The organism is Streptomyces thermoviolaceus (assembly GCF_045209695.1).
GTDB classification, from domain to species: Bacteria; Actinomycetota; Actinomycetes; order Streptomycetales; family Streptomycetaceae; genus Streptomyces; species Streptomyces thermoviolaceus.
This window is the reverse complement of the sequence record NZ_CP109280.1, coordinates 4,601,012-4,620,575: the sequence shown is the minus strand read 5'-3', so window position 1 is coordinate 4,620,575 and position 19,564 is coordinate 4,601,012. Positions and strand designations below refer to the sequence as shown.

At 72.3% G+C, this 19,564-nt stretch carries 18 protein-coding genes; 3 read left to right on the top strand and 15 right to left on the bottom strand.

The features are described 5' to 3' along the window. Positions 1–204: 204 nt before the first annotated feature. Positions 205–909: a hypothetical protein gene (locus tag OG899_RS20120; RefSeq protein WP_125497788.1), complete on the top strand. Its 705-nt coding sequence runs from the start codon at positions 205–207 to the stop codon at positions 907–909. 84 nt (positions 910–993) lie between these two features. After that, positions 994–1,836 carry a thioredoxin domain-containing protein gene (locus OG899_RS20115; RefSeq protein WP_125497789.1) on the top strand — a complete coding sequence of 281 codons (843 nt, stop codon included), beginning with the start codon at positions 994–996 and terminating at the stop codon, positions 1,834–1,836. A gap of 139 nt (positions 1,837–1,975) precedes the next feature. Here the strand turns inward: OG899_RS20115 and OG899_RS20110 are convergent, their stop codons facing one another. From OG899_RS20110 to OG899_RS20080, 7 genes are all read right to left on the bottom strand, one after another. Continuing rightward, positions 1,976–2,554 (bottom strand): dienelactone hydrolase family protein, encoded by a 579-nt coding sequence (locus tag OG899_RS20110; protein ID WP_125497790.1) that lies wholly within the window; start codon positions 2,552–2,554, stop codon positions 1,976–1,978. 57 nt (positions 2,555–2,611) lie between these two features. Beyond that, the gene (locus tag OG899_RS20105) at positions 2,612–3,352 is read right to left on the bottom strand and encodes an SDR family NAD(P)-dependent oxidoreductase (RefSeq protein ID WP_125497791.1); all 741 of its coding nucleotides are present in this window, start codon (positions 3,350–3,352) and stop codon (positions 2,612–2,614) included. Positions 3,353–3,419: 67 nt separating this feature from the next. Continuing rightward, entirely contained in the window at positions 3,420–5,006 is a 1,587-nt protein-coding gene (locus OG899_RS20100) for a Na+/H+ antiporter (RefSeq protein WP_125497792.1), read from the bottom strand. 130 nt (positions 5,007–5,136) lie between these two features. Continuing rightward, positions 5,137–5,607, bottom strand: a complete 471-nt coding sequence (locus OG899_RS20095) for a GNAT family N-acetyltransferase (protein WP_125497793.1) — start codon at positions 5,605–5,607, stop codon at positions 5,137–5,139. Next, complete coding sequence (locus OG899_RS20090) at positions 5,604–6,548, bottom strand: RluA family pseudouridine synthase (protein ID WP_125497794.1); 945 nt, start codon at positions 6,546–6,548, stop codon at positions 5,604–5,606. Before OG899_RS20090 ends, OG899_RS20095 begins: the two co-directional genes overlap by 4 nt. Positions 6,549–6,631: 83 nt before the next feature. Then, entirely contained in the window at positions 6,632–7,408 is a 777-nt protein-coding gene (lspA, locus tag OG899_RS20085) for a signal peptidase II (RefSeq protein ID WP_406311108.1), read from the bottom strand. Positions 7,409–7,511: 103 nt separating this feature from the next. Further along, entirely contained in the window at positions 7,512–8,279 is a 768-nt protein-coding gene (locus tag OG899_RS20080; RefSeq protein WP_125497795.1) for a TraR/DksA family transcriptional regulator, read from the bottom strand. A 603-nt stretch (positions 8,280–8,882) separates the two neighbouring features. Between OG899_RS20080 and ileS the strand changes: the two genes are divergently transcribed. Continuing rightward, positions 8,883–12,044 (top strand): isoleucine--tRNA ligase, encoded by a 3,162-nt coding sequence (gene ileS / locus OG899_RS20075; RefSeq protein ID WP_406311107.1) that lies wholly within the window; start codon positions 8,883–8,885, stop codon positions 12,042–12,044. 348 nt (positions 12,045–12,392) lie between these two features. Here the strand turns inward: ileS and OG899_RS20070 are convergent, their stop codons facing one another. From OG899_RS20070 to murG, 8 genes are all read right to left on the bottom strand, one after another. Further along, positions 12,393–13,544, bottom strand: a complete 1,152-nt coding sequence (locus OG899_RS20070; protein WP_125497797.1) for a DivIVA domain-containing protein — start codon at positions 13,542–13,544, stop codon at positions 12,393–12,395. Positions 13,545–13,596: 52 nt separating this feature from the next. Next, the gene (locus OG899_RS20065) at positions 13,597–13,887 is read right to left on the bottom strand and encodes a YggT family protein (RefSeq protein ID WP_125497798.1); all 291 of its coding nucleotides are present in this window, start codon (positions 13,885–13,887) and stop codon (positions 13,597–13,599) included. A 50-nt stretch (positions 13,888–13,937) separates the two neighbouring features. After that, on the bottom strand, positions 13,938–14,579 hold the full coding sequence (locus OG899_RS20060) for a cell division protein SepF (protein ID WP_125497799.1): 642 nt from the start codon (positions 14,577–14,579) through the stop codon (positions 13,938–13,940). 126 nt (positions 14,580–14,705) lie between these two features. Further along, positions 14,706–15,425: a YggS family pyridoxal phosphate-dependent enzyme gene (locus OG899_RS20055; RefSeq protein WP_125497800.1), complete on the bottom strand. Its 720-nt coding sequence runs from the start codon at positions 15,423–15,425 to the stop codon at positions 14,706–14,708. 5 nt (positions 15,426–15,430) lie between these two features. Next, positions 15,431–16,159 (bottom strand): peptidoglycan editing factor PgeF, encoded by a 729-nt coding sequence (gene pgeF / locus OG899_RS20050; protein WP_125497801.1) that lies wholly within the window; start codon positions 16,157–16,159, stop codon positions 15,431–15,433. After that, the gene (gene ftsZ, locus OG899_RS20045) at positions 16,156–17,373 is read right to left on the bottom strand and encodes a cell division protein FtsZ (RefSeq protein WP_125497802.1); all 1,218 of its coding nucleotides are present in this window, start codon (positions 17,371–17,373) and stop codon (positions 16,156–16,158) included. Before ftsZ ends, pgeF begins: the two co-directional genes overlap by 4 nt. Before the next feature lie 277 nt (positions 17,374–17,650). Next, positions 17,651–18,448: a cell division protein FtsQ/DivIB gene (locus tag OG899_RS20040; RefSeq protein ID WP_168132197.1), complete on the bottom strand. Its 798-nt coding sequence runs from the start codon at positions 18,446–18,448 to the stop codon at positions 17,651–17,653. A gap of 27 nt (positions 18,449–18,475) precedes the next feature. Further along, complete coding sequence (gene murG, locus OG899_RS20035; RefSeq protein WP_125497804.1) at positions 18,476–19,564, bottom strand: undecaprenyldiphospho-muramoylpentapeptide beta-N-acetylglucosaminyltransferase; 1,089 nt, start codon at positions 19,562–19,564, stop codon at positions 18,476–18,478.

Here is a 19,564-nt window from a genome sequence, read left to right as displayed (position 1 = left end):
CGGCGCGCCCCGTCGGCGCGGGCGGGCCCGTGGCGGGGTGCGACCGGGCCGGACGGCACCGATCACCGGATCGTCGCGGACCCGTTCCCCGGATCGTCGCGGACCCGTTCCGCAACGGACGCGTTCCGGGTCGGTGACGGGGCGGTCGCACAGTATTTCTTTAGGAACCTCTTACCGGCGCCCGTGCCACACTGTCCTACCGCTATGGACATATCCGGGACCCAGCTCAGAGCCGTGCGCGCGGCGCTGTTCACGGCCGTGGTCGTGACGATCGGCACCGCGTCGCACGTGCTGCTGTCCCGGGCCCCGCTGCCGGCGGCCACGGTGGCCGCCGTCGCGGCGGCCGTCTTCACGCTCGCCTGGGCGCTGGCGGGCCGCGAGCGCACCTTCGGGCGGATCGCCGCCCTGCTGGTGCCGCTGGAGCTGGCCGCGGACACCGTCTTCACCTCCGGCCAGCACGTCTGCTACGGCCCTGCGGGCGGCCCGGTGACCGGGCCGCTGCGCTCGGTGGGCTGGGACCTGCTGTGCGGCAACGGCACCGAGGTCGGCGCACCGCTGGCCCGGATGACCGGCACGGACACCGACGGGCTCGCCGCCCTGCTGACCCACGCCGACCCCGCCACCGCCTGGCTGCTGCTGGCCGCGCACGTCGCCGTCGGCCTGCTGGCGGCCGGCTGGCTGCGCCACGGCGAGCGGGCGCTGGCCCGGCTGCTGCGGGCGGTGGCCGCGACCACGTTCCGGCCGCTGCTGCTCGCGGTGGCGGTCGTCGTCCACGGCCGCGTGCCCGCGGTGCCCCGGCCGGCCCGTACCGCCGCGCACGCCCCCGCGCTGCGCACCCTTCTCCTCGCCCGTGTCCTGGGACGGCGCGGACCACCGCGCCCGGCGGCCCTCGCCCTCGGCCTCGGCTGAGCGCGTCAGGGCCACGCGTACGACCCGGTCCCCCACCCGTACCGTGCGCGGCACCGCCGCGCGTCCCAGAGGAGACACACCACCATGAGCAAGCGCAACAGCCAGCAGGCGAAGACGGCGGCCCGGGAACGGCTGCGTGCCCAGCGGGAGCGCGAGGCCAAGCGCGCCCGGATCAAGCGGCAGCTGCTGGTCGCCGGCGGGGTCGTCGTCGTGCTGGCGGCGGTCGCCGGCATCGGCTACGCCGTCGTCCAGGCCAACAAGCCCGGCCACTGGGAGGCCGTGAAGGACGAGAAGGTCGTCGCGCCCGCCCACACCTCGGGCGAGAACGGCACGACGGTCGTCATCGGCAAGGACGACGCGAAGAAGACCCTGAAGGTCTACGAGGACCCGCGCTGCCCGATCTGCGCCCAGTTCGAGCAGAACGTCGGCCCGACCATGAAGAAGGACATCGACGACGGCAAGTACAAGGTGCAGTTCGTCGGCGGCACGTTCATCGACGGCGACGCGCTCGGCAAGGGCACGGTCGGCTCGCGCGGCGAGGGCTCGAAGAACGCGATGAGCGCGCTGGGCGCCGCCCTGAACGTCAGCCCCGAGGCGTTCCTGGAGTACAAGAGCGCGCTGTACTCCGCCAAGTGGCACCCCGAGGAGACCACCGACAAGTTCAAGGACGACGACTACCTCATCGAGATCGCCAACACCGTCCCCGAGCTGAAGAACAACGCCACCTTCGAGACGGCGGTGCGCAGGGGCACCTACGACGCCTGGGCGCTGGCGATGTCGAAGGCCTGGGACACCAACAAGGACGGGGTGACCGGCACGCCGAGCCTCGTCATGGACGGCAAGATCCTCACCACCCCCGGCACGCAGAACCCGCCGATGACGGTGGACGAGTTCAACTCCGTGATCGACGCGGCGCTCAAGGGCTGACGCTCGAGGGCCGGCCTGCCGCGACCTCGGTACACGACGAGCGGGCGGACGCATCGGGCGTCCGCCCGCTCGTCGTCGGGCACATGAGCGACTGTTCCGGGCAGGGCACCGTGCAGGCCCCACCGCGGAGGGCTCCCGCTCAGTCCTCCTGCAGGCCGTCGAGGAAGCCGAGCGCCACCCGCCAGGTGGCCTCGGCGGCCTCCGCGTCGTAGTCCGGGTGGTCGGGGTCGGTGTACAGGTGGCCGGCCCCGGCGTAGCGGTACACCTCGACGTCGGCGCCGATCCGGCTCATGCGCAGATACCAGGCGCTCAGCCAGTCGTCCGTCTCGAAGGGGTCGGGTTCGGCGACGTGCAGCTGCACCGGCAGGTCGTCCACCTGCGCGTTGGGCGCGATGTCCGAGGTGCCGTGCAGAAGCAGCAGGCCGCGGGCCTTGTCGTCGCCCAGCGCCAGCGTCTGCGCGATCGAGGCGCCCAGGGAGAACCCCGCGTACACCAGACCGCGCTCCGAGTAGGGAGCCGCGGCCAGGACGGCCCGCCGCAGCAGCTCCTCCTTGCCGAGCTCGTCCTTGAAGGCCATGCCCTCCTCGACCGAGTCGAAGGTGCGCCCCTCGAACAGGTCCGGGGTCCACACCTGGTGCCCGGCCGCGCGCAGCCGGTCCGCGGCCTGGCGCACCGCGGGTGTGAGGCCATGGGTCGAGTGGAAGAGCATGATGTTCATGAGGCCATGGTGCCAGCCGGAACGGGCGGCACCCGACCGAGGGCCGACCCGGGGACTTCAGTGGCCGCGCTCCGCGCCGCCGTTGACCTGGATGATCTGCGAGGTGATGTGTGCGGCGGCCGGGGAGGCCAGCCAGTGCAGGGTGGCGGCGACGTCGCCGGGGGTGCCGGCGCGCTTGTCCAGCGTCTCGGCGACGAGCCGCTCGCGGCGGGCGTCGTCCATGGTGTCGCCGAAGAACGCGGTGTCCTCCACATAACCGGGCGCCACGACGTTCACCGTGATGCCGTGCGGGCCCAGCTCGCGGGCCAGGGCGTGGGCGTAGGGGTGCAGGGCCGCCTTGGCGGCGGCGTAGGAGCTGCGGCCCGAGCCGCGGTAGGCGGCGATGGAACTGAGGAACAGCACCCTCCCGCCGGGTTCGGCGAGCCGGCTCCTGAGCGCCTCGGTGAGCAGGACGGCGGTGAGCGTGTTGAGCCGGAAGGCGGTCGTCCAGTCGTCGGCGACGGCCTCCAGCGGATCCTCCCGTTCCGGCCGCGGTTCCAGCTGTCCGGAGCCTCCGGCGCTGTGGATCAACACGTCCACGGCGCCCATCTCGTCCGCCACGAACCGGGTGACGCCGCGCAGGGACGCCACGTCGGCGACGTCGGCGGCGTAGGTGAGAGCGCCGGGCACCCGCGCCTCGCGCAGCACGTCCGCGCGCCGTCCGAGCAGCAGGACCCGGTCGCCGTGGGCCGCGAACATCCGGGCCGTGGCCAGACCGATGCCCGTGCCCGCCCCGCTGATCACCACGTTGCGCGTCATGATCACAGCTTGCGGCGCGTGCGGCGCGGCGGCAACCGTTGGGCGGCCGGTGCGCCTCGGCCCGCGGTCAGCGCAGGCTGCGCACGTCCAGGTGACGCAGCACCCGGTCCACGATCTCCGGGTCGGCGCCGGGCTCGCTGCGCGCCGCCAGCACCTCGTGCCGGGCCGCGCTGAGCATCTCGCTCTGGATGCGCCGCACCCGCTCGAGCCGGCGCACCCGCTTCTCGTGGGCCTCGCGCCGTTCCTCGTCCGCGATCTTCGGGTCGATCCGCAGCCCGATCTCGAAGGCCCGGCGCAGCAGCTGCTCGGAGACGTCCTCCGGCAGGTCCTCCACGGCCTCGATCTCGCGCAGCCGGCGCTTGGCCGCCTTGGCGGCCCGCATGGCCAGCTGCCGCTCCAGCTCCTTCTCGTGCTCGGTGTCGGCGCGCACCCGCAGCCGCCTCACCAGCCACGGCAGGGTGAGCCCCTGGACGACCAGCGTCGCGACGATCACGCCGAAGGCGATGAAGACGAGCTCGTCCCGGTCGGGGAAGGGGGCGCCGGAGTCGGTCTTCAGCGGGATGGCCAGCGCCAGTGCCACGGACGCCACCCCGCGCATGCCCGACCACCACATGACGACGGTCTCCCGCCAGCTCGTCGGGATCTCCTCCTCGACGTCCCGCTTGGCGTGCAGCCGTTTGGTCAGCCAGGTGGCCGGCAGCAGGTACAGCAGCCTCACCAGCACCACCACGCCGACGATCACGGCCGCCCAGCCCAGCAGCTCGCCCCAGCGGCCGGAGGCGGTCTGGAGAACGTTGTGCAGCTCCAGGCCGATCAGCCCGAAGGCGACACCGGTGACGAGGGTGTCGACGACGTCCCAGACGGTGTGTCCGGCCAGCCGGGTCACCACGTCGTCGGCGCCGATGGCGTACTCGGCCAGGAACAGCGCGGTGGTGAGCACGGCCAGCACCCCGGAGCCGTGCAGCTCCTCGGCCAGCACGTAGGAGGCGTACGGCACGAGCAGGGTCAGCCCGATCTGGAGGGTGGCGTCCTCCAGCAGGCCCAGCAGCTTGTTGGCGCCCCAGCCCAGGGCGAGGCCCACCGCCACCGCGACCACCGCGGACAGCACCAGTTCCAGCCCGGCCTGCCAGACGGAGAACTCGCCGCTGACGACGGCGGCGATGGCGACGTGGTAGAGCACGATCGCCGTGACGTCGTTGAACAGCCCCTCGCCCTCCAGGATCGACACCAGGCGACGGGGCAGCCCGAGCTGTCCGGCCACGGCGGTCGCCGCCACCGGGTCGGGCGGGGCGATCAGCGCGCCCAGCGCCACGGCGGCGGCCAGCGGCAGCCCCGGCACGATGGCGTGGGCGACGACGGCGACGCAGACGGTGGTGACGAACACCAGCGCCACGGCCAGCAGGAAGATCGGCCGTTTGTTCGCCGCGAACTGTCGCCAGGAGGTGCGCCGCACGGCGGCGTAGAGCAGCGGCGGCAGCAGCGTGGGCAGGATCAGCTCGGGCGGGATGTCGACGTTCGGCACGAAGTCCGCCACGGCGAGGACCATCCCGAAGCACGTCATCAGCACCGGCGCGGGCAGCCCGAGGCGGTCGCCGACGGGCACGCTGATCACGGCACCGAGCAGGACGGCGAACAGCAGGGTCAGCTGGTCCACGGACGGTGCTCCCAGGGGTCACTACGGGTGTGCGGCAGCCTCCAGCCTGCCATGCCGCCGCGTCGACCTGCGCGGCGGCCCGGCGGCCGGGCCTGCTGAGCCCCGGGCGGGCCCGTGGGGGCGGCTGTGCCTACAGGGCGCGCCGCATGGCGCGGTGCGGGATGCCCGCGTCGAGGAACTCCGGGCCGTACGCCGTGTACCCGAGCCGCTCGTAGAAGCCCAGCGCATGGGTCTGCGCGTGCAGGTCCACCGCGGTCAGGCCGCGGGCGCGGGCCGCGTCCTCGACGGCCCGCACCAGGGCGGCGCCGACGCCGAGCCCGCGGGCCGGGCGGGCGACGGCCAGCCGCCCCAGGGAGCCGACCGACGGGTCGCCGCCGGTCTTCGCCGCGGCCGCCTCGCCGTGCAGCAGCCGGCCCGTGCCCAGCGGGGTGCCGTCGTCGCGGACGGCGAGCACATGCACGGCGACGGCGTCGTAGGCGTCGTACTCGATGTCCTCGGGGACGCCCTGCTCGGCGACGAAGACCTCCTTGCGCACCGCGAAACACGCCTCGCGGTCGGCCGGGTCCTCGGCGACCCGGACGGCGAACGACGGCCCGCTCATGCGTAGGTCTCCTCACGGACCTGGTCCAGGGCGCGCTGCAGGTCGTCCGGGTAGTCGCTGGTGAACTCCACCCAGCGGCCGTCGGCGGGGTGCTCGAAGCCGAGCCGCACCGCGTGCAGCCACTGCCGGGTCAGCTTCAGCCGCTTGGCGAGGGTGGGGTCGGCTCCGTAGGTGAGGTCGCCGACGCAGGGGTGGCGGTGGGCGGCCATGTGCACGCGGATCTGGTGGGTGCGGCCGGTCTCCAGCTTGACGTCGAGCAGCGAGGCGGAACGGAAGGCCTCGATCAGGTCGTAGTGCGTGACGGACGGCTTGCCGTCGGCGGTCACGGCCCACTTGTAGTCGTGGTGCGGGTGCCGGCCGATGGGCGCGTCGATGGTGCCGCTGGTCGGGTCGGGGTGGCCCTGGACCAGGGTGTGGTAGCGCTTGTCGACCGTGCGCTCCTTGAACTGGCGCTTGAGCGAGGTGTACGCGTACTCCGACTTGGCCACCACCATCAGGCCCGAGGTGCCCACGTCCAGGCGGTGCACGATGCCCTGGCGTTCGGCGGCGCCCGAGGTGGAGATGCGGAAGCCGGCCGCGGCCAGCCCGCCGATCACGGTGGGGCCGGTCCAGCCGGGGCTGGGGTGCGCGGCCACGCCGACCGGCTTGACGATCACGACCACGTCCTCGTCGTCGTGCACGATCTGCATGCCCTCGACCGGTTCGGCCACCACCTGGACCGGGGCGGGCGCCTGCGGCATCTCCACCTCGAGCCAGGCTCCGCCGCGCACCCGCTCGGACTTGCCGACCGCCGTGCCGTCGACAAGCACCTTGCCCGCGGCGGCCAGCTCGGCGGCCTTGGTGCGGGAGAAGCCGAACATGCGGGAGATGGCGGCGTCGACGCGCTCGCCCTCCAGGCCGTCGGGCACGGGAAGGGTACGGATCTCGGGAAGCGTGCTCACCCGTCGAGTATGCCGGACGGGCGCGGCGGCCCCGTACGGGAGCCCGGGCGCCCGGCGGTCGGGGCTCCCCGCACGGGACGGCGTCAGCGGTGGACGGTGCCGTCCGGGTCCAGGCCGCGGAAGGACAGCAGCACGATCAGGATGCCGCCGCAGACGATCGCCGAGTCGGCGAGGTTGAAGACCGCGAAGTGCTTGGGCGAGATGAAGTCGACCACCGCGCCCTCGAAGACGCGCGGCGCGCGGAAGATGCGGTCGGTGAGATTGCCCAGCGCACCGCCGAGCAGCAGGCCGAGCGCGATCGCCCAGGGCACGCTGTACAGCTTGCGGGCGAGCCGGATGATCACCACGATCACGGCCGCTGCGATCACCGTGAAGATCACCGTGTAGGCCTCGCCGAAGCTGAAGGCGGCACCGGCGTTGCGGATCGCCTCCAGCTGCAGCCAGTCGCCGATGATCTTCACCGGGGCGTGGTGCTCCAGCTTGGCCACCACGATGATCTTGCTGACCAGATCGAGCGCGTACGCGATCGCCGCGACCGTGAACAGCACGGCGACCCGGCGGCGGCCGCGAAGCCGCTGGTCCGGGGCGGAGGCGTCCTCGCCGTCGCCGGCCGGGGCGGGCACGGCGGAGGTGTCGTCCGCCGCGGGCGCCGGGGTGCCGGCGGCGGGCCCGCCGGCCGGGGAACGCTCCTCCTGTGCGCCCTTCGGGGCCCGTTCCCGCTCGGCGGCGTCCGGGGCCCGTTCCCCTTCGGCGTCCGGCCGCGCCTCCGGTTCCGCGTCGGCGCCGGGCCGCTCCTTCCCGCCCCCCGCTGCCGCGTCCGGGGTGTCCGGCGTACCGATGATGCGCTCCACCTCTGCCACGTGAGTCCCTCGACCTAGGTACCTGACTGAGGACGAGACTACGGCACGCCTGGCGCCGGTTTCCGTACCGGCGTTGTCGTCCCCGGCCCGGCATCCGGGAGGCTCAGTACCGGCGCTCCTGCTTCTGCTTGCACTGCACGCACAGGGTGGCCCGCGGGAAGGCCTGCATGCGGGCCTTGCCGATCGCGTCGCCGCAGTTCTCGCACAGTCCGTAGGTGCCCGCGTCCAGTCGCTGCAGGGCGCGTTCGATCTGCACCAGCATCTCGCGCGCGTTGGCGGCGAGCGCCATCTCGTGCTCGCGCGTGATGTTCTTGGTGCCGGTGTCGGCCTGGTCGTCGCCGGCGCCGTCCCCGGAGTCCCGCATGAGGCCCACCAGGGACACCTCGGCGGAGGTGATCTCCGCGCGCAGCCGCTCCGCCTCGGCCCGCAGCCCGGCGCGGGACTCCTCGACCTCCTCGGCCGTCCAGGGGTCCTCGCCCGGCCGGACCGGGAGGTCGCCCGGCTCCACCGCCTGGGCGGCGCGTACCTCGGGGGCGGCGGTCGTGGCCGCCGCGGCCGTACCAGGAGTCTTCTTCGCACCCACCGTCGTGGCTCCCGTCTTCTTCGCGGCCCGAGCCGCACCCGCCTTCTTGGCCGTGCTCTTCCGTCCCGCCGCGCGCCCGGCCGCGTCCGCGGCGGCCGTGGGCCCCGGCTGCGCACCGCGTTCCGAAGCGCGCGACGCGGCCGGTCCGCGCGCGGATGTCCCCGCGCCGGCGTCCGCGGCCTTCCGCCCGGTCGCCGTCGCGTCGCGAGAACCGGACGGCGTGCCGGCGGCGCCCGAGGTCCGGGTCCTGCCGGACGCCGACTGCTCGGCGGTCTTCTTCGCCACCATGGCCGCGGCCCCTTCACATATTGTGATCTTGCTCGCGAATCGTGCTGGGACGATAAATCGACCCGTCTCCCGCGGCAACGGGGCACGCCGCCCGATTCGCCCGCCTCGCGCGTGCCGCGGGGCCGGCATGCATGCGTTGTGCCCAGCTGACCGCCGGGTAATCCGGCCGGCGGCCTGTTGGGCGATCCGGCCGGGTGCACCGTGCCGTTCGGGTCACGGCGGAGCGCGCGTTGCCTGCCCGGCGCCCCTCGGGGAAACCGGTCGGCCACAGGCCCCGCGGCGCCGTACACTGGGGCGCAGCGAAAAAGCGTGGATGGGGACGAGTAGCGGCGTACGCAGCCTGGAGCGACCCGGGGACGGTGGAAGCCCGGGGGCGAGCGCGACGTGAAGATCACCCCGGAGCTGCCGGAAGAAAGCCCCTCGGACGTCCCGAGGAGTGAGTAGAACCAGGCATCGCGATCCCAAATGAGGGGGTTCACCGGAGCGCACCGCGCACCGGGGGGCCAAGGAGGGTGGTACCGCGGGAGCGCGCCGCAGACGGCGTGGACAGCACAGGCTCTCGTCCCTCCGACGGAAGGCAGCACGTCCGCCGGAGGAAGATCGATGACGCAGTACCGTCAGGTGCCCGCGCAGATCGACCTGCCCGCGCTCGAGCACGCGGTGCTCGACTTCTGGCGCGAGCAGAAGATCTTCGCCAAGAGCCTGGAGCAGTCGCAGGGGCGCCCGGAGTGGGTGTTCTACGAGGGCCCGCCCACCGCGAACGGCATGCCGGGCGCGCACCACATCGAGGCGCGCGTCTTCAAGGACGTCTTCCCCCGCTTCCGCACCATGCGCGGCTACCACGTGGGCCGCAAGGCCGGCTGGGACTGCCACGGCCTGCCCGTGGAGCTGGCCGTGGAGAAGGAGCTGGGCTTCACCGGCAAGCAGGACATCGAGGCGTACGGCATCGCCGCGTTCAACGCCAAGTGCCGTGAGTCCGTCACCCGGCACACCGACGCCTTCGCCGAGCTGACGACCCGCATGGGCTACTGGGTCGACCTCGACGACGCCTACCGCACCATGGACCCCGAGTACATCGAGTCGGTGTGGTGGTCGCTGAAGGAGATCTTCAACAAGGGCCTGCTGGTCCAGGACCACCGGGTCGCGCCCTGGTGCCCGCGCTGCGGCACCGGCCTGTCCGACCACGAGCTGGCCCAGGGCTACGAGACGGTCGTCGACCCCTCGGTCTACGTCCGCTTCCCGCTCACCTCCGGCCCGCTGGCCGGCGAGGCCGCGCTGCTGGTGTGGACGACCACGCCGTGGACCCTGGTCTCCAACACGGCCGTGGCCGCGCACCCGGAGGTCGCCTACGTCGTCGCCACGAACGGCGAGGAGAAGCTCGTCGTCGCCGAGCCGCTGCTCGGCAAGGCGCTCGGCGAGGGCTGGGAGCCCACCGGGCAGCGCTTCACCGGCGCCGAGATGGAGTACTGGACCTACCGGCGGCCGTTCGAGCTGGTGGAGTTCCCGGACGAGACGGCCGAGGGCAACCCGGCCCCGGCGCACTTCGTGGTCACCGCCGAGTACGTCACCACCGAGGACGGCACCGGCCTGGTCCACCAGTCCCCCGCCTTCGGTGAGGACGACCTGAAGGTGTGCCGCTCCTACGAGCTGCCGGTGGTCAACCCGGTCCGTCCCGACGGCACCTTCGCCGAGGACGTCCCGCTGGTCGGCGGCGTCTTCTTCAAGAAGGCGGACGAGAAGCTCACCCAGGACCTGCAGGAGCGCGGGCTGCTGTTCAAGCACCTGCCGTACGAGCACAGCTACCCGCACTGCTGGCGCTGCCACACCGCGCTGCTCTACTACGCCCAGCCGTCCTGGTACATCCGCACCACCGCGATCAAGGACCGGCTGCTCGCGGAGAACGAGAAGACCAACTGGTTCCCGGAGACGGTCAAGCACGGCCGCTTCGGCGACTGGCTGAACAACAACATCGACTGGGCGCTGTCCCGCAACCGCTACTGGGGCACCCCGCTGCCGATCTGGCGCTGCGAGGACGACCACCTCACCTGCGTCGGCTCCCGCGCGGAGCTGACCGAGCTGTCCGGCACCGACCAGTCGGACCTGGACCCGCACCGCCCGTTCATCGACGAGGTCACCTTCGCCTGCCCGCACGAGGGCTGCGGCAGGACCGCGACCCGCGTGCCGGAGGTCATCGACGCCTGGTACGACTCGGGCTCCATGCCGTTCGCGCAGTGGGGCTACCCGTACAAGAACAAGGAGCTGTTCGAGAGCCGCTACCCGGCCCAGTTCATCTCCGAGGCGATCGACCAGACCCGTGGCTGGTTCTACACGCTGATGGCCGTCGGCACCCTGGTGTTCGACAGGTCCGCGTACGAGAACGTCGTGTGCCTGGGCCACATCCTGGCCGAGGACGGCCGGAAGATGTCCAAGCACCTGGGCAACATCCTCCAGCCGATCCCGCTCATGGACGAGCACGGCGCGGACGCGGTGCGCTGGTTCATGGCGGCCGGCGGCTCCCCGTGGGCGGCCCGCCGCGTCGGCCACGGCACCATCCAGGAGGTCGTCCGCAAGACGCTGCTGACCTACTGGAACACGGTCGCCTTCCAGTCGCTGTACGCCCGCACCTCCGGCTGGGCACCCTCGGACGACGACCCGGCGCCGGCCGCGCGTCCGCTGCTGGACCGCTGGCTGCTCAGCGAGCTGCACGCGCTCACCGACCAGGTCACGCAGGCCATGGAGGCCTATGACACGCAGCGCGCCGGCAAGCTGCTGTCGGCGTTCGTCGACGACCTGTCCAACTGGTACGTGCGCCGCTCGCGCCGCCGGTTCTGGCAGGGCGACAAGGCCGCCCTGCGCACGCTGCACGAGGTGCTGGAGACCGTCACCAAGCTGATGGCCCCGATCACCCCGTTCATCACCGAGCGGGTGTGGCAGGACCTGATCGTGCCGGTCACGCCGGGCGCTGTGGAGTCGGTGCACCTGGCGTCCTGGCCGGAGGCGGACCTGTCGGCGATCGACCCCGAGCTGTCGCGGCAGATGGTGCTGGTGCGCCGGCTGGTGGAGCTGGGCCGGGCCACCCGCGCCGAGTCGGGCGTCAAGACCCGTCAGCCGCTGTCCCGTGCGCTGATCGCCGCCGCCGGTTTCGAGTCCCTGGACGCGGAGCTGCGCGCCCAGATCGCCGAGGAGCTGAACGTCACCTCGCTGGCGTCGCTGTCCGAGGTCGGCGGATCCCTGGTGGACACCACCGCCAAGGCCAACTTCCGGGCGCTGGGCAAGCGGTTCGGCAAGCGCGTGCAGGACGTGGCCAAGGCGATCGCCGCGGCCGACGCCGCCGCGCTGTCGCTGGCGCTGCGCGAGGGCACGGCGTCGGTGGAGGTCGACGGGGAGACCATCAGCCTCGCCCCGGACGAGGTGATCATCACCGAGACCCCGCGCGAGGGCTGGTCGGTGGCGTCCGACGCGGGCGCGACCGTGGCGCTGGACCTGGAGATCACCGAGGAGCTGCGACAGGCGGGCCTGGCCCGTGACGCGATCCGGCTGATCCAGGAGGCCCGCAAGAACAGCGGTCTGGACGTCGCCGACCGGATCGCCCTGCGCTGGACCTCCACCGATCCCGCCGTGGAGGCCGCGCTGTCGGAGCACGCCGGGCTCATCGCCGACGAGGTTCTCGCCACGGACTTCGCCCAGGGCGAGGCCGACGACTCCTACGGCCGGCCGTTCACCGACGACGGGCTGTCGCTGACGTTCCGTCTGCGCAAGGCGTGACGCACGGCGGGGGGCGGGCGCCCGGCGGGTGCCCGCCCCCGCCGGGCGCCGACCCTGCTGCTTCACGGCCCCGCCCTGCCGGCGGGGCCTTCGTCGTACGTGCCCCGGGTGCACGCCCCGGTTCACGCGCCGACTGCACGCCTCGGCTCGCACGCCCCGGCGCACAGGGGCACTCCGCTGCCCGACCGGCCGTCGCCGCTCGCATCCCGGCCGCCGCCCACGTCCCGGTCCGCCGTCCGTGGCGGTGCCGCAGCACCCGCGCCGCGTCCCCGGACAGCCGGACGGCCCCGGAGGGATTTCCCTCCGGGGCCGTCCGTGTGCCTGCCGACGTCGACTACGCCGTCGTGCTCAGTTGTCGTCCTCGTCGATGAGGAAGCCGCGCATCGGGGACGGCGCCTGGCCCATCGGGGACGGGCCCTGCGGGCGGACCGGAGCCATCGGCTGGGTCATCGCCGGCGTCATCTGCTGCTGGCCGCCGTAGGACGGGTTGGACGGGCCGCCGGAACCGCTGCCGCCCACCGACTGGTTGCCGCCGTAGGACGGGGCGCTCGCACCGGCCGGGGCCATCGAGGGCGAGGGCGCCGGGGACGGCGGCAGCGACGCCGTCGCGGGGGTGCGCGGCGGGGCCAGCGAGTCGTCGCCCTGCGACTCCAGCTGACGCAGCTGCGACTCCAGGTACGACTTCAGCCGCGTGCGGTACTCGCGCTCGAAGCCGCGCAGGTCCTCGACCTTGCGCTCCAGCGTGGCGCGGGCGGACTCCAGGGAGCCCATCGCGACACGGTGCTTCTCCTGCGCGTCCCGCTCCAGCGCGTCGGCCTTGGCACGAGCGTCGCGCTCAAGACCCTCGGCACGCGACCGCGCCTCGCCGACGATCTTGTTGGCCTCGGCCCGGGCCTCGGCGATCGCCTGGTCCGCGGTCTGCTGGGCCAGCGACAGCACGCGCGCGGCGCTGTCGCCACCGGGGCCCTGGCCCATCGGGCCGGGACCCCCCATGGGACCGGGGCCGCCCAGCGGGCCGCCCGGACCCATCTGCCCCTGCATCGGTCCCTGGCCCATCGGACCGGGACCCTGGCCCATCGGGCCGCCGGGGCCCTGCGGGCCCTGACCGCCGGGGCCGGCGGGCAGCTGCGGGGCACCGCTCGGCAGCTGCGGCGGGCCACCCATGGGGCCGCCGTGCTGCTGCGGCGGTCCCGATATCCCGGCGGGCACCGGAGCGCCGGGACCTCGCATGCCCTGCTGCGGCGGGCCGCCCTGCTGCTGCTGTTGCTGCTGGTCCTGCTGCTGCTCGGGGGGACCCTTGCGCATGTTCTGCTGGTTCTGGGCGGCGGCCCGGGTGGCCGCGGCGAGCTTGGCGCGCAGGTCCTCGTTCTCGCGCAGCAGGCGGGTCAGCTCGGCCTCGACCTCGTCGAGGAAGGCATCGACCTCGTCCTCGTCATAGCCTTCTCGGAGGCGCACGGTTGTGAACTGCTTGTTCCGCACGTCCTCGGGGGTCAACGGCATCTCTTCACCTCAACGTAGTCATCGGCAGTCGGCAAGACCGTATCGTCCACCCTCACGTCGCGAGGTTCCCCACGATCCAGATCAGGATGTAGACGATGATCATCAGTACGAAGAAGGACAGGTCGAGTGCCACGCCCCCGAGACGCAGCGGCGGGATGAACCGCCGCAAGAGCTTCAGCGGTGGATCGGTGACAGTGTAGGTGGCCTCCAGTACGACCACCATCGCCTTGCCGGGTTGCCACGAGCGGGCGAACTGGAACACGTAGTCCATCACCAGACGGAAGATGAGCACGATGAGGAACACCATCAGCGCGATGTAGAGAACCTCAAGGGCCACGCCCATGATCGGTGCTCCCCTCTCCCCTGTACTCCGAGTCCGTCCGGTGGTGCGTCTCAGCTCTGGTTGAAGAACCCGCCCTCTGCGATGCGGGCCTTGTCCTCCGCCGTGACATCGACGTTAGCAGGCGACAACAGGAACACCTTCTGCGTCACCCGCTCGATGCTGCCGTGAAGACCGAACACCAGACCGGCCGCGAAGTCGACGAGCCGCTTCGCATCGGTGTCGTCCATCTCCGTCAGATTCATGATCACCGGAGTGCCCTCACGGAAGTGTTCCCCGATGGTACGGGCCTCGTTGTAGGTCCGAGGGTGCAGCGTGGTGATCCGGTACGGCTCACGTTCGGACACGACCTTGGGCATGATCACCGGTGCGTTCTTCTCCAGGCTTGCGCGTTCTTGTGTGATGGACGCCACGGGCGCGATCCGCGCCGGACGACCCGATTCCGCCGGCAGCGAAGCGGCCGGGGTCACCGGTTCGCGTGGCGCCGGAGGCTGCACCACTCGTACCGGCTCGTCCCTCTGTGACTGGTGTGTCCCGTGCGACTGGTGCGACGGCTCCTGCCGCCGGCGGTCACGCTCGGGCTCCGGGTCGAGTTCCGGTTCGAAATCGTCATCGGGGTCGAATCCCCGGCCGTCGTACCCATCGTCCTCCACGAGGCCGAGGTAGACCGCCATCTTGCGCATCGCGCCGGCCATGCTCTGAGTCCTCCGCTCTGTGGTGGATCGGCTGACGACCGCCAAGTCCCCGCGATCCACAGGTCGTTGCGCCGTCTCCGGCGGTATCGACCATATTTTCTGCTGTGGTCCGACTTCTTGGCGACGTTACCCGAGCCTGGGTCGGACTCCGAGTACCGCGGTGCCGACGCGCACATGTGTCGCACCCGCCGCCACGGCGTGCTCGAGGTCCGCACTCATCCCTGCCGAGACCATGGTGGCAGCCGGATGGTCCCTGCGCAGGTCGGTCGACAAATCCATGAGCCGATCGAACGCCGCTCGTTGACGGCCCGCATACTGTCCGGTCAACGGCGCGACGGTCATCAGACCGTCCAACCGCAGACCCTCGGACCGGGCGACGAGGTCGGCCAACTCTCCGATTCCCTCGGGGGCCACGCCGCCGCGCTCCCCGCGTCCGCTCTCGCCCGCATCCAGCGCGACCTGGATGAGGCAGCCCACCTCGCGCCCGGCGCGCACCGCCTCCTTCGACAGCGCCACGACCAGCCGGGGCCGGTCGACGGACTGCACGACGTCGGCGTAACCGACCACGGAGCGCACCTTGTTGGTCTGGAGCTGACCGACGAAGTGCCACGTGAGGGGCAGATCCGAACATTCCGCGGCTTTCGGTGCCGCCTCCTGGTCGCGGTTCTCCGCCACATGACGGACACCCAGCTCCGCCAGCACCCGTACGTCCGCCGCCGGGTAGGTCTTGGTGACCACGATCAGGGTCACCTCGTCGCGGGAGCGCCCGGCGGCCGCGCACGCCGCGGCGATGCGCTCCTCGACCCGTGCCAGGTTTCCGGCGATCTCGTCCTTACGGTCCGTCATGTTCCTCAGTCCAGCCAGACATAGCCCGCCAGCCGGCCGGTGGTGCGGTCGCGGCGGTACGAGAAGTGGTCGCGCGATTCCAGCGTGCACACCGGCGACTGCTCCCGGTCGCGCACGCCCAGGCGCTCCAGTTGTGCGTGCACGCCGGCGCTCACGTCGACGGCGGGCGTGCCCCGACGCGTCTCGGCGTACGCCGCCGGCTCGACGGCGGCCACGTCGGCGCGCATGGCCTCCGGCACCTCGTAGCACCGGCCGCACACCGCGGGGCCGGTGCGGGCGACGATCCGGGCCGGGTCGGCGCCGAGTTCCACCATGGCGCGCACGGCGGCGGGGACCACGCCGGCCACCATGCCGGGGCGTCCGGCGTGGGCCGCGGCGGCGATCCCGGCCACCGGGTCGGCGAGCAGCACCGGGACGCAGTCGGCGGTCAGCACCGCCAGGGCGAGTCCGCGCCGGGCGGTGACGATCGCGTCGACCTGCGGGATCTGAGCGGTGTCCCACGGTCCGTCCACGACCGCGACGTCCGCGCCGTGCACCTGGTTCATCCACACCACGCGGGCCGGGTCGAGCCCGAGGGCCTGCGCGGCCCGTTCCCGGTTGGCGCGCACGGCGTCGGGGTCGTCACCGACCGCGCCGCCGAGATTCAGCTCCTCGTACGGAACGGCGCTCACCCCGCCCCACCGGTCGGTGAAGGCGAAGTGCGCGCCGTTCACGGTCTCGCGTCGGCCTATCACTTGAGGAAGTCCGGGACGTCCAGTTCCTCGGCCGCGCTGTCCGAGTAGGTCCGGGGCGCCGGCGGGATGGGCGGGGCGGCCGGGGCCGGGATGTCGTGGACCGGCTCGGGGGCGGCGGGCTCCGGCTCCTCCTTCGGCGTCACGCTGCCCAGCGCACCGAACGTCGGCCGGGACTCCGGCTGGCGGATCGGCGCCGGCTCCTCGCGGCGGGGCGCGGGGGTGGTGGCGGAGGAGGATCCGAGGACGTTGTCGCGGCGGGCCGGCGGCTGTCCGCCGTCGAAGCCGGCCGCGATCACGGTCACCCGGACCTCGTCGCCGAGCGCGTCGTCGATGACCGCGCCGAAGATGATGTTGGCCTCGGGGTGGGCGGCCTCGCTGACCAGCTGGGCGGCCTCGTTGATCTCGAACAGACCGAGATCGGAGCCGCCGGAGATGGACAGCAGCACGCCGCGGGCGCCGTCGATGGAGGCTTCCAGCAGCGGCGAGGAGATCGCCATCTCGGCCGCGGCCACCGCGCGGTCGTCGCCGCGGGCCGAGCCGATGCCCATCAGGGCCGAACCGGCCTCGGACATGACCGACTTCACATCGGCGAAGTCCAGGTTGATCAGGCCGGGGGTGGTGATCAGGTCGGTGATGCCCTGCACACCGGACAGCAGCACCTGGTCCGCGGACTTGAACGCGTCGAGCACGCTGACCTGGCGGTCCGAGATGGACAGCAGCCGGTCGTTGGGGATGACGATGAGAGTGTCGACCTCTTCGCGCAGCTCGGCGATGCCGTCCTCGGCCTGGTTCGCGCGGCGCCGTCCTTCGAAGGTGAACGGGCGCGTGACCACGCCGATGGTGAGGGCGCCCAGCGAGCGCGCGATGTTGGCCACGACCGGCGCGCCGCCGGTGCCGGTGCCGCCGCCTTCACCGGCTGTCACGAAGACCATGTCGGCCCCCTTGAGGACCTCCTCGATCTCCTCGCGGTGGTCCTCGGCGGCCTTGCGGCCGACGGCCGGGTTGGCGCCGGCGCCGAGTCCGCGGGTGAGTTCACGGCCGACGTCCAGCTTGACGTCGGCGTCGCTCATCAACAGAGCTTGCGCGTCGGTGTTGATGGCGATGAACTCGACGCCCTTGAGACCGACCTCGATCATCCGGTTGATGGCATTGACACCACCGCCGCCGACACCGATGACTTTGATGACTGCGAGGTAGTTCTGCGGTGCTGCCACGTCGAAGGCCTCTCGCCTCGAGTTACGTGTCGTCGCCTCGCGGTGGCCGCGATCCGACGACTGATGCCGAATGGGACGGTCCATAGCGCCGACCCGAACCCTAACCCTGAAGTTTAGGGTTACCAGTGTGCCTGTTCCCTGGAGTCCTCTGAACAGGACACTAAGTCGACCAGCGGCGCCCGTTCAACGAACACGCCGAACCTCCCGTTTTTCTTTTCACCCTATGTGATCGGCCATAGCGCTGACCAACCAGGGTGCTGGCGTGCGCCACGGACCGTCAACTCCCCGATGACGCCGGGGCGGTGGGCACGCTGACGTCGAAGTGCCGTGCGTGCGGCGCGGCTTTCATCAACGCGGTGAGCGCACGCGCCTTCTGACGTCCCTTCTCACTGCTGCCCCAGGAGACGCTCCGCCCTCCGGTCAGCTCCAGCGAGATGTCGTCATAGGTACGGACCTTGACGGTGCGGGCCTGGCGCGAGACGGCGGCCGGCAGATCACCGGCGACCGTGACCGCCTCGCGCACGAGCCGGCTCTCGCCGAAACGCCGCAGGCTCGCCGCGGCCGACGGAGAACGGGAAAGGGACAATTCCAGAACCGGCACCGAGTCCGGCGCCCGGGAAACCGTCGCGAAGCGGACGCCGTGCGCGTCCACTTCGACGAACTTTCCGCCCTTTTTCTCCACCATGACCGCGGTGCGTTCGACCACTTTCACATCGATTCCGTGGGGCCAGGAACGACTGACGTCGACCGTGGCGACCCGGGGCAGCCTCTGGCGCACCCGGTCCGCGACGGCACCGGTGTCGACGGAGACGAGCGGGTCCCCGGACGGCACCTGCGCCGCCTCGCGCACCTGAGCGGTCGTCAGGACGCGGGTGCCGGACACGGACACGTGCTCCACCCGGAGCCACGGCGAGCCGTACAGCAGCCACAGCACGGCGGCGCCGAGCAGGACGACGCCCAGTGCCGAGAGGACGACGGCCCGCGGGCTCGGCCTTCTCAGCCGGCGAAGACGCAGGGGCCGGCCGGACGACTTCTGCTGGCGTTGACCGCGCCGGGCGGTCGTCGGTCCGGCCACGCTGTGCGCCCCTTCGTCCCCATGGTCCTAACGCTTCGAGGCGATGGCCTCGTACACCATGCCGACGAGCAGCTCGTCGGCGTCCCGGCGGCCGAACTCGCTGGCGGCACGGGACATCTGGTACAGCCGGTGCGGATCGGCGAGCACGGGCAGGACGTTGTCCTGGACCCACTGCGGCGTCAGGTCCGCGTCGTCGACCAGCAGTCCGCCGCCCGCCTTGACCACCGGCTGGGCATTGAGCCGCTGTTCGCCGTTGCCGATGGGCAGCGGGACGTAGGCGGCCGGGAGTCCGACGGCGGAGAGCTCGGCGACGGTCATCGCGCCCGCGCGGCAGAGCATCATGTCGGCCGCGGCGTACGCGAGGTCCATCCGGTCCAGATAACTTACCGGGATGTAGGGGGGCATTCCCGGCATCTGCTGCACCTGCGGCAGTTCGTTCTTCGGGCCGACCGCGTGCAGGATCTGGATCCCGGCCTGCTGCAGCCGGGGGGCGACCTGCTGGATCACCTCGTTGAGGCGGCGGGCGCCCTGGGAGCCGCCGGAGACCAGCAGGGTGGGCAGGTTCGGGTCCAGACCGAACGCCGCGCGCGCCTCGGGGCGTACGGCGGCGCGGTCCAGGGTGGCGATGGAGCGCCGCAGCGGGATGCCGATGTAGCGGGCGTTGCGCAGCTTGCTGTCGGGGGTGGAGACGGCGACCTGGTTCGCGTAGCGCGAGCCGATCTTGTTGGCCAGGCCCGGGCGGGCGTTGGCCTCGTGGACGACGATGGGCACCCCCAGCCGCTTGGCCGCGAGATAGCCGGGCAGGGCGACATAGCCGCCGAAGCCGACGACCACGTCGGCCTTGGTGCGTTCCAGGACCTGCTCGGCGGCCTTGATGGTGCCGCGCAGCCGGCCCGGCACGGTGATCAGTTCGGGCGTGGGCTTGCGCGGCAGTGGCACCGCGGGGATCAGCGCGAGCTCGTAGCCCCGCTCCGGGACGAGCCGGGTCTCCAGTCCCCGCTCCGTGCCCAGAGCCGTGATGCCCACGGTCGGGTCCTGCCTGCGCAGGGCGTCCGCGAGGGCGAGCGCGGGCTCGATGTGGCCCGCGGTACCTCCGCCGGCGAGTACGACATGCAC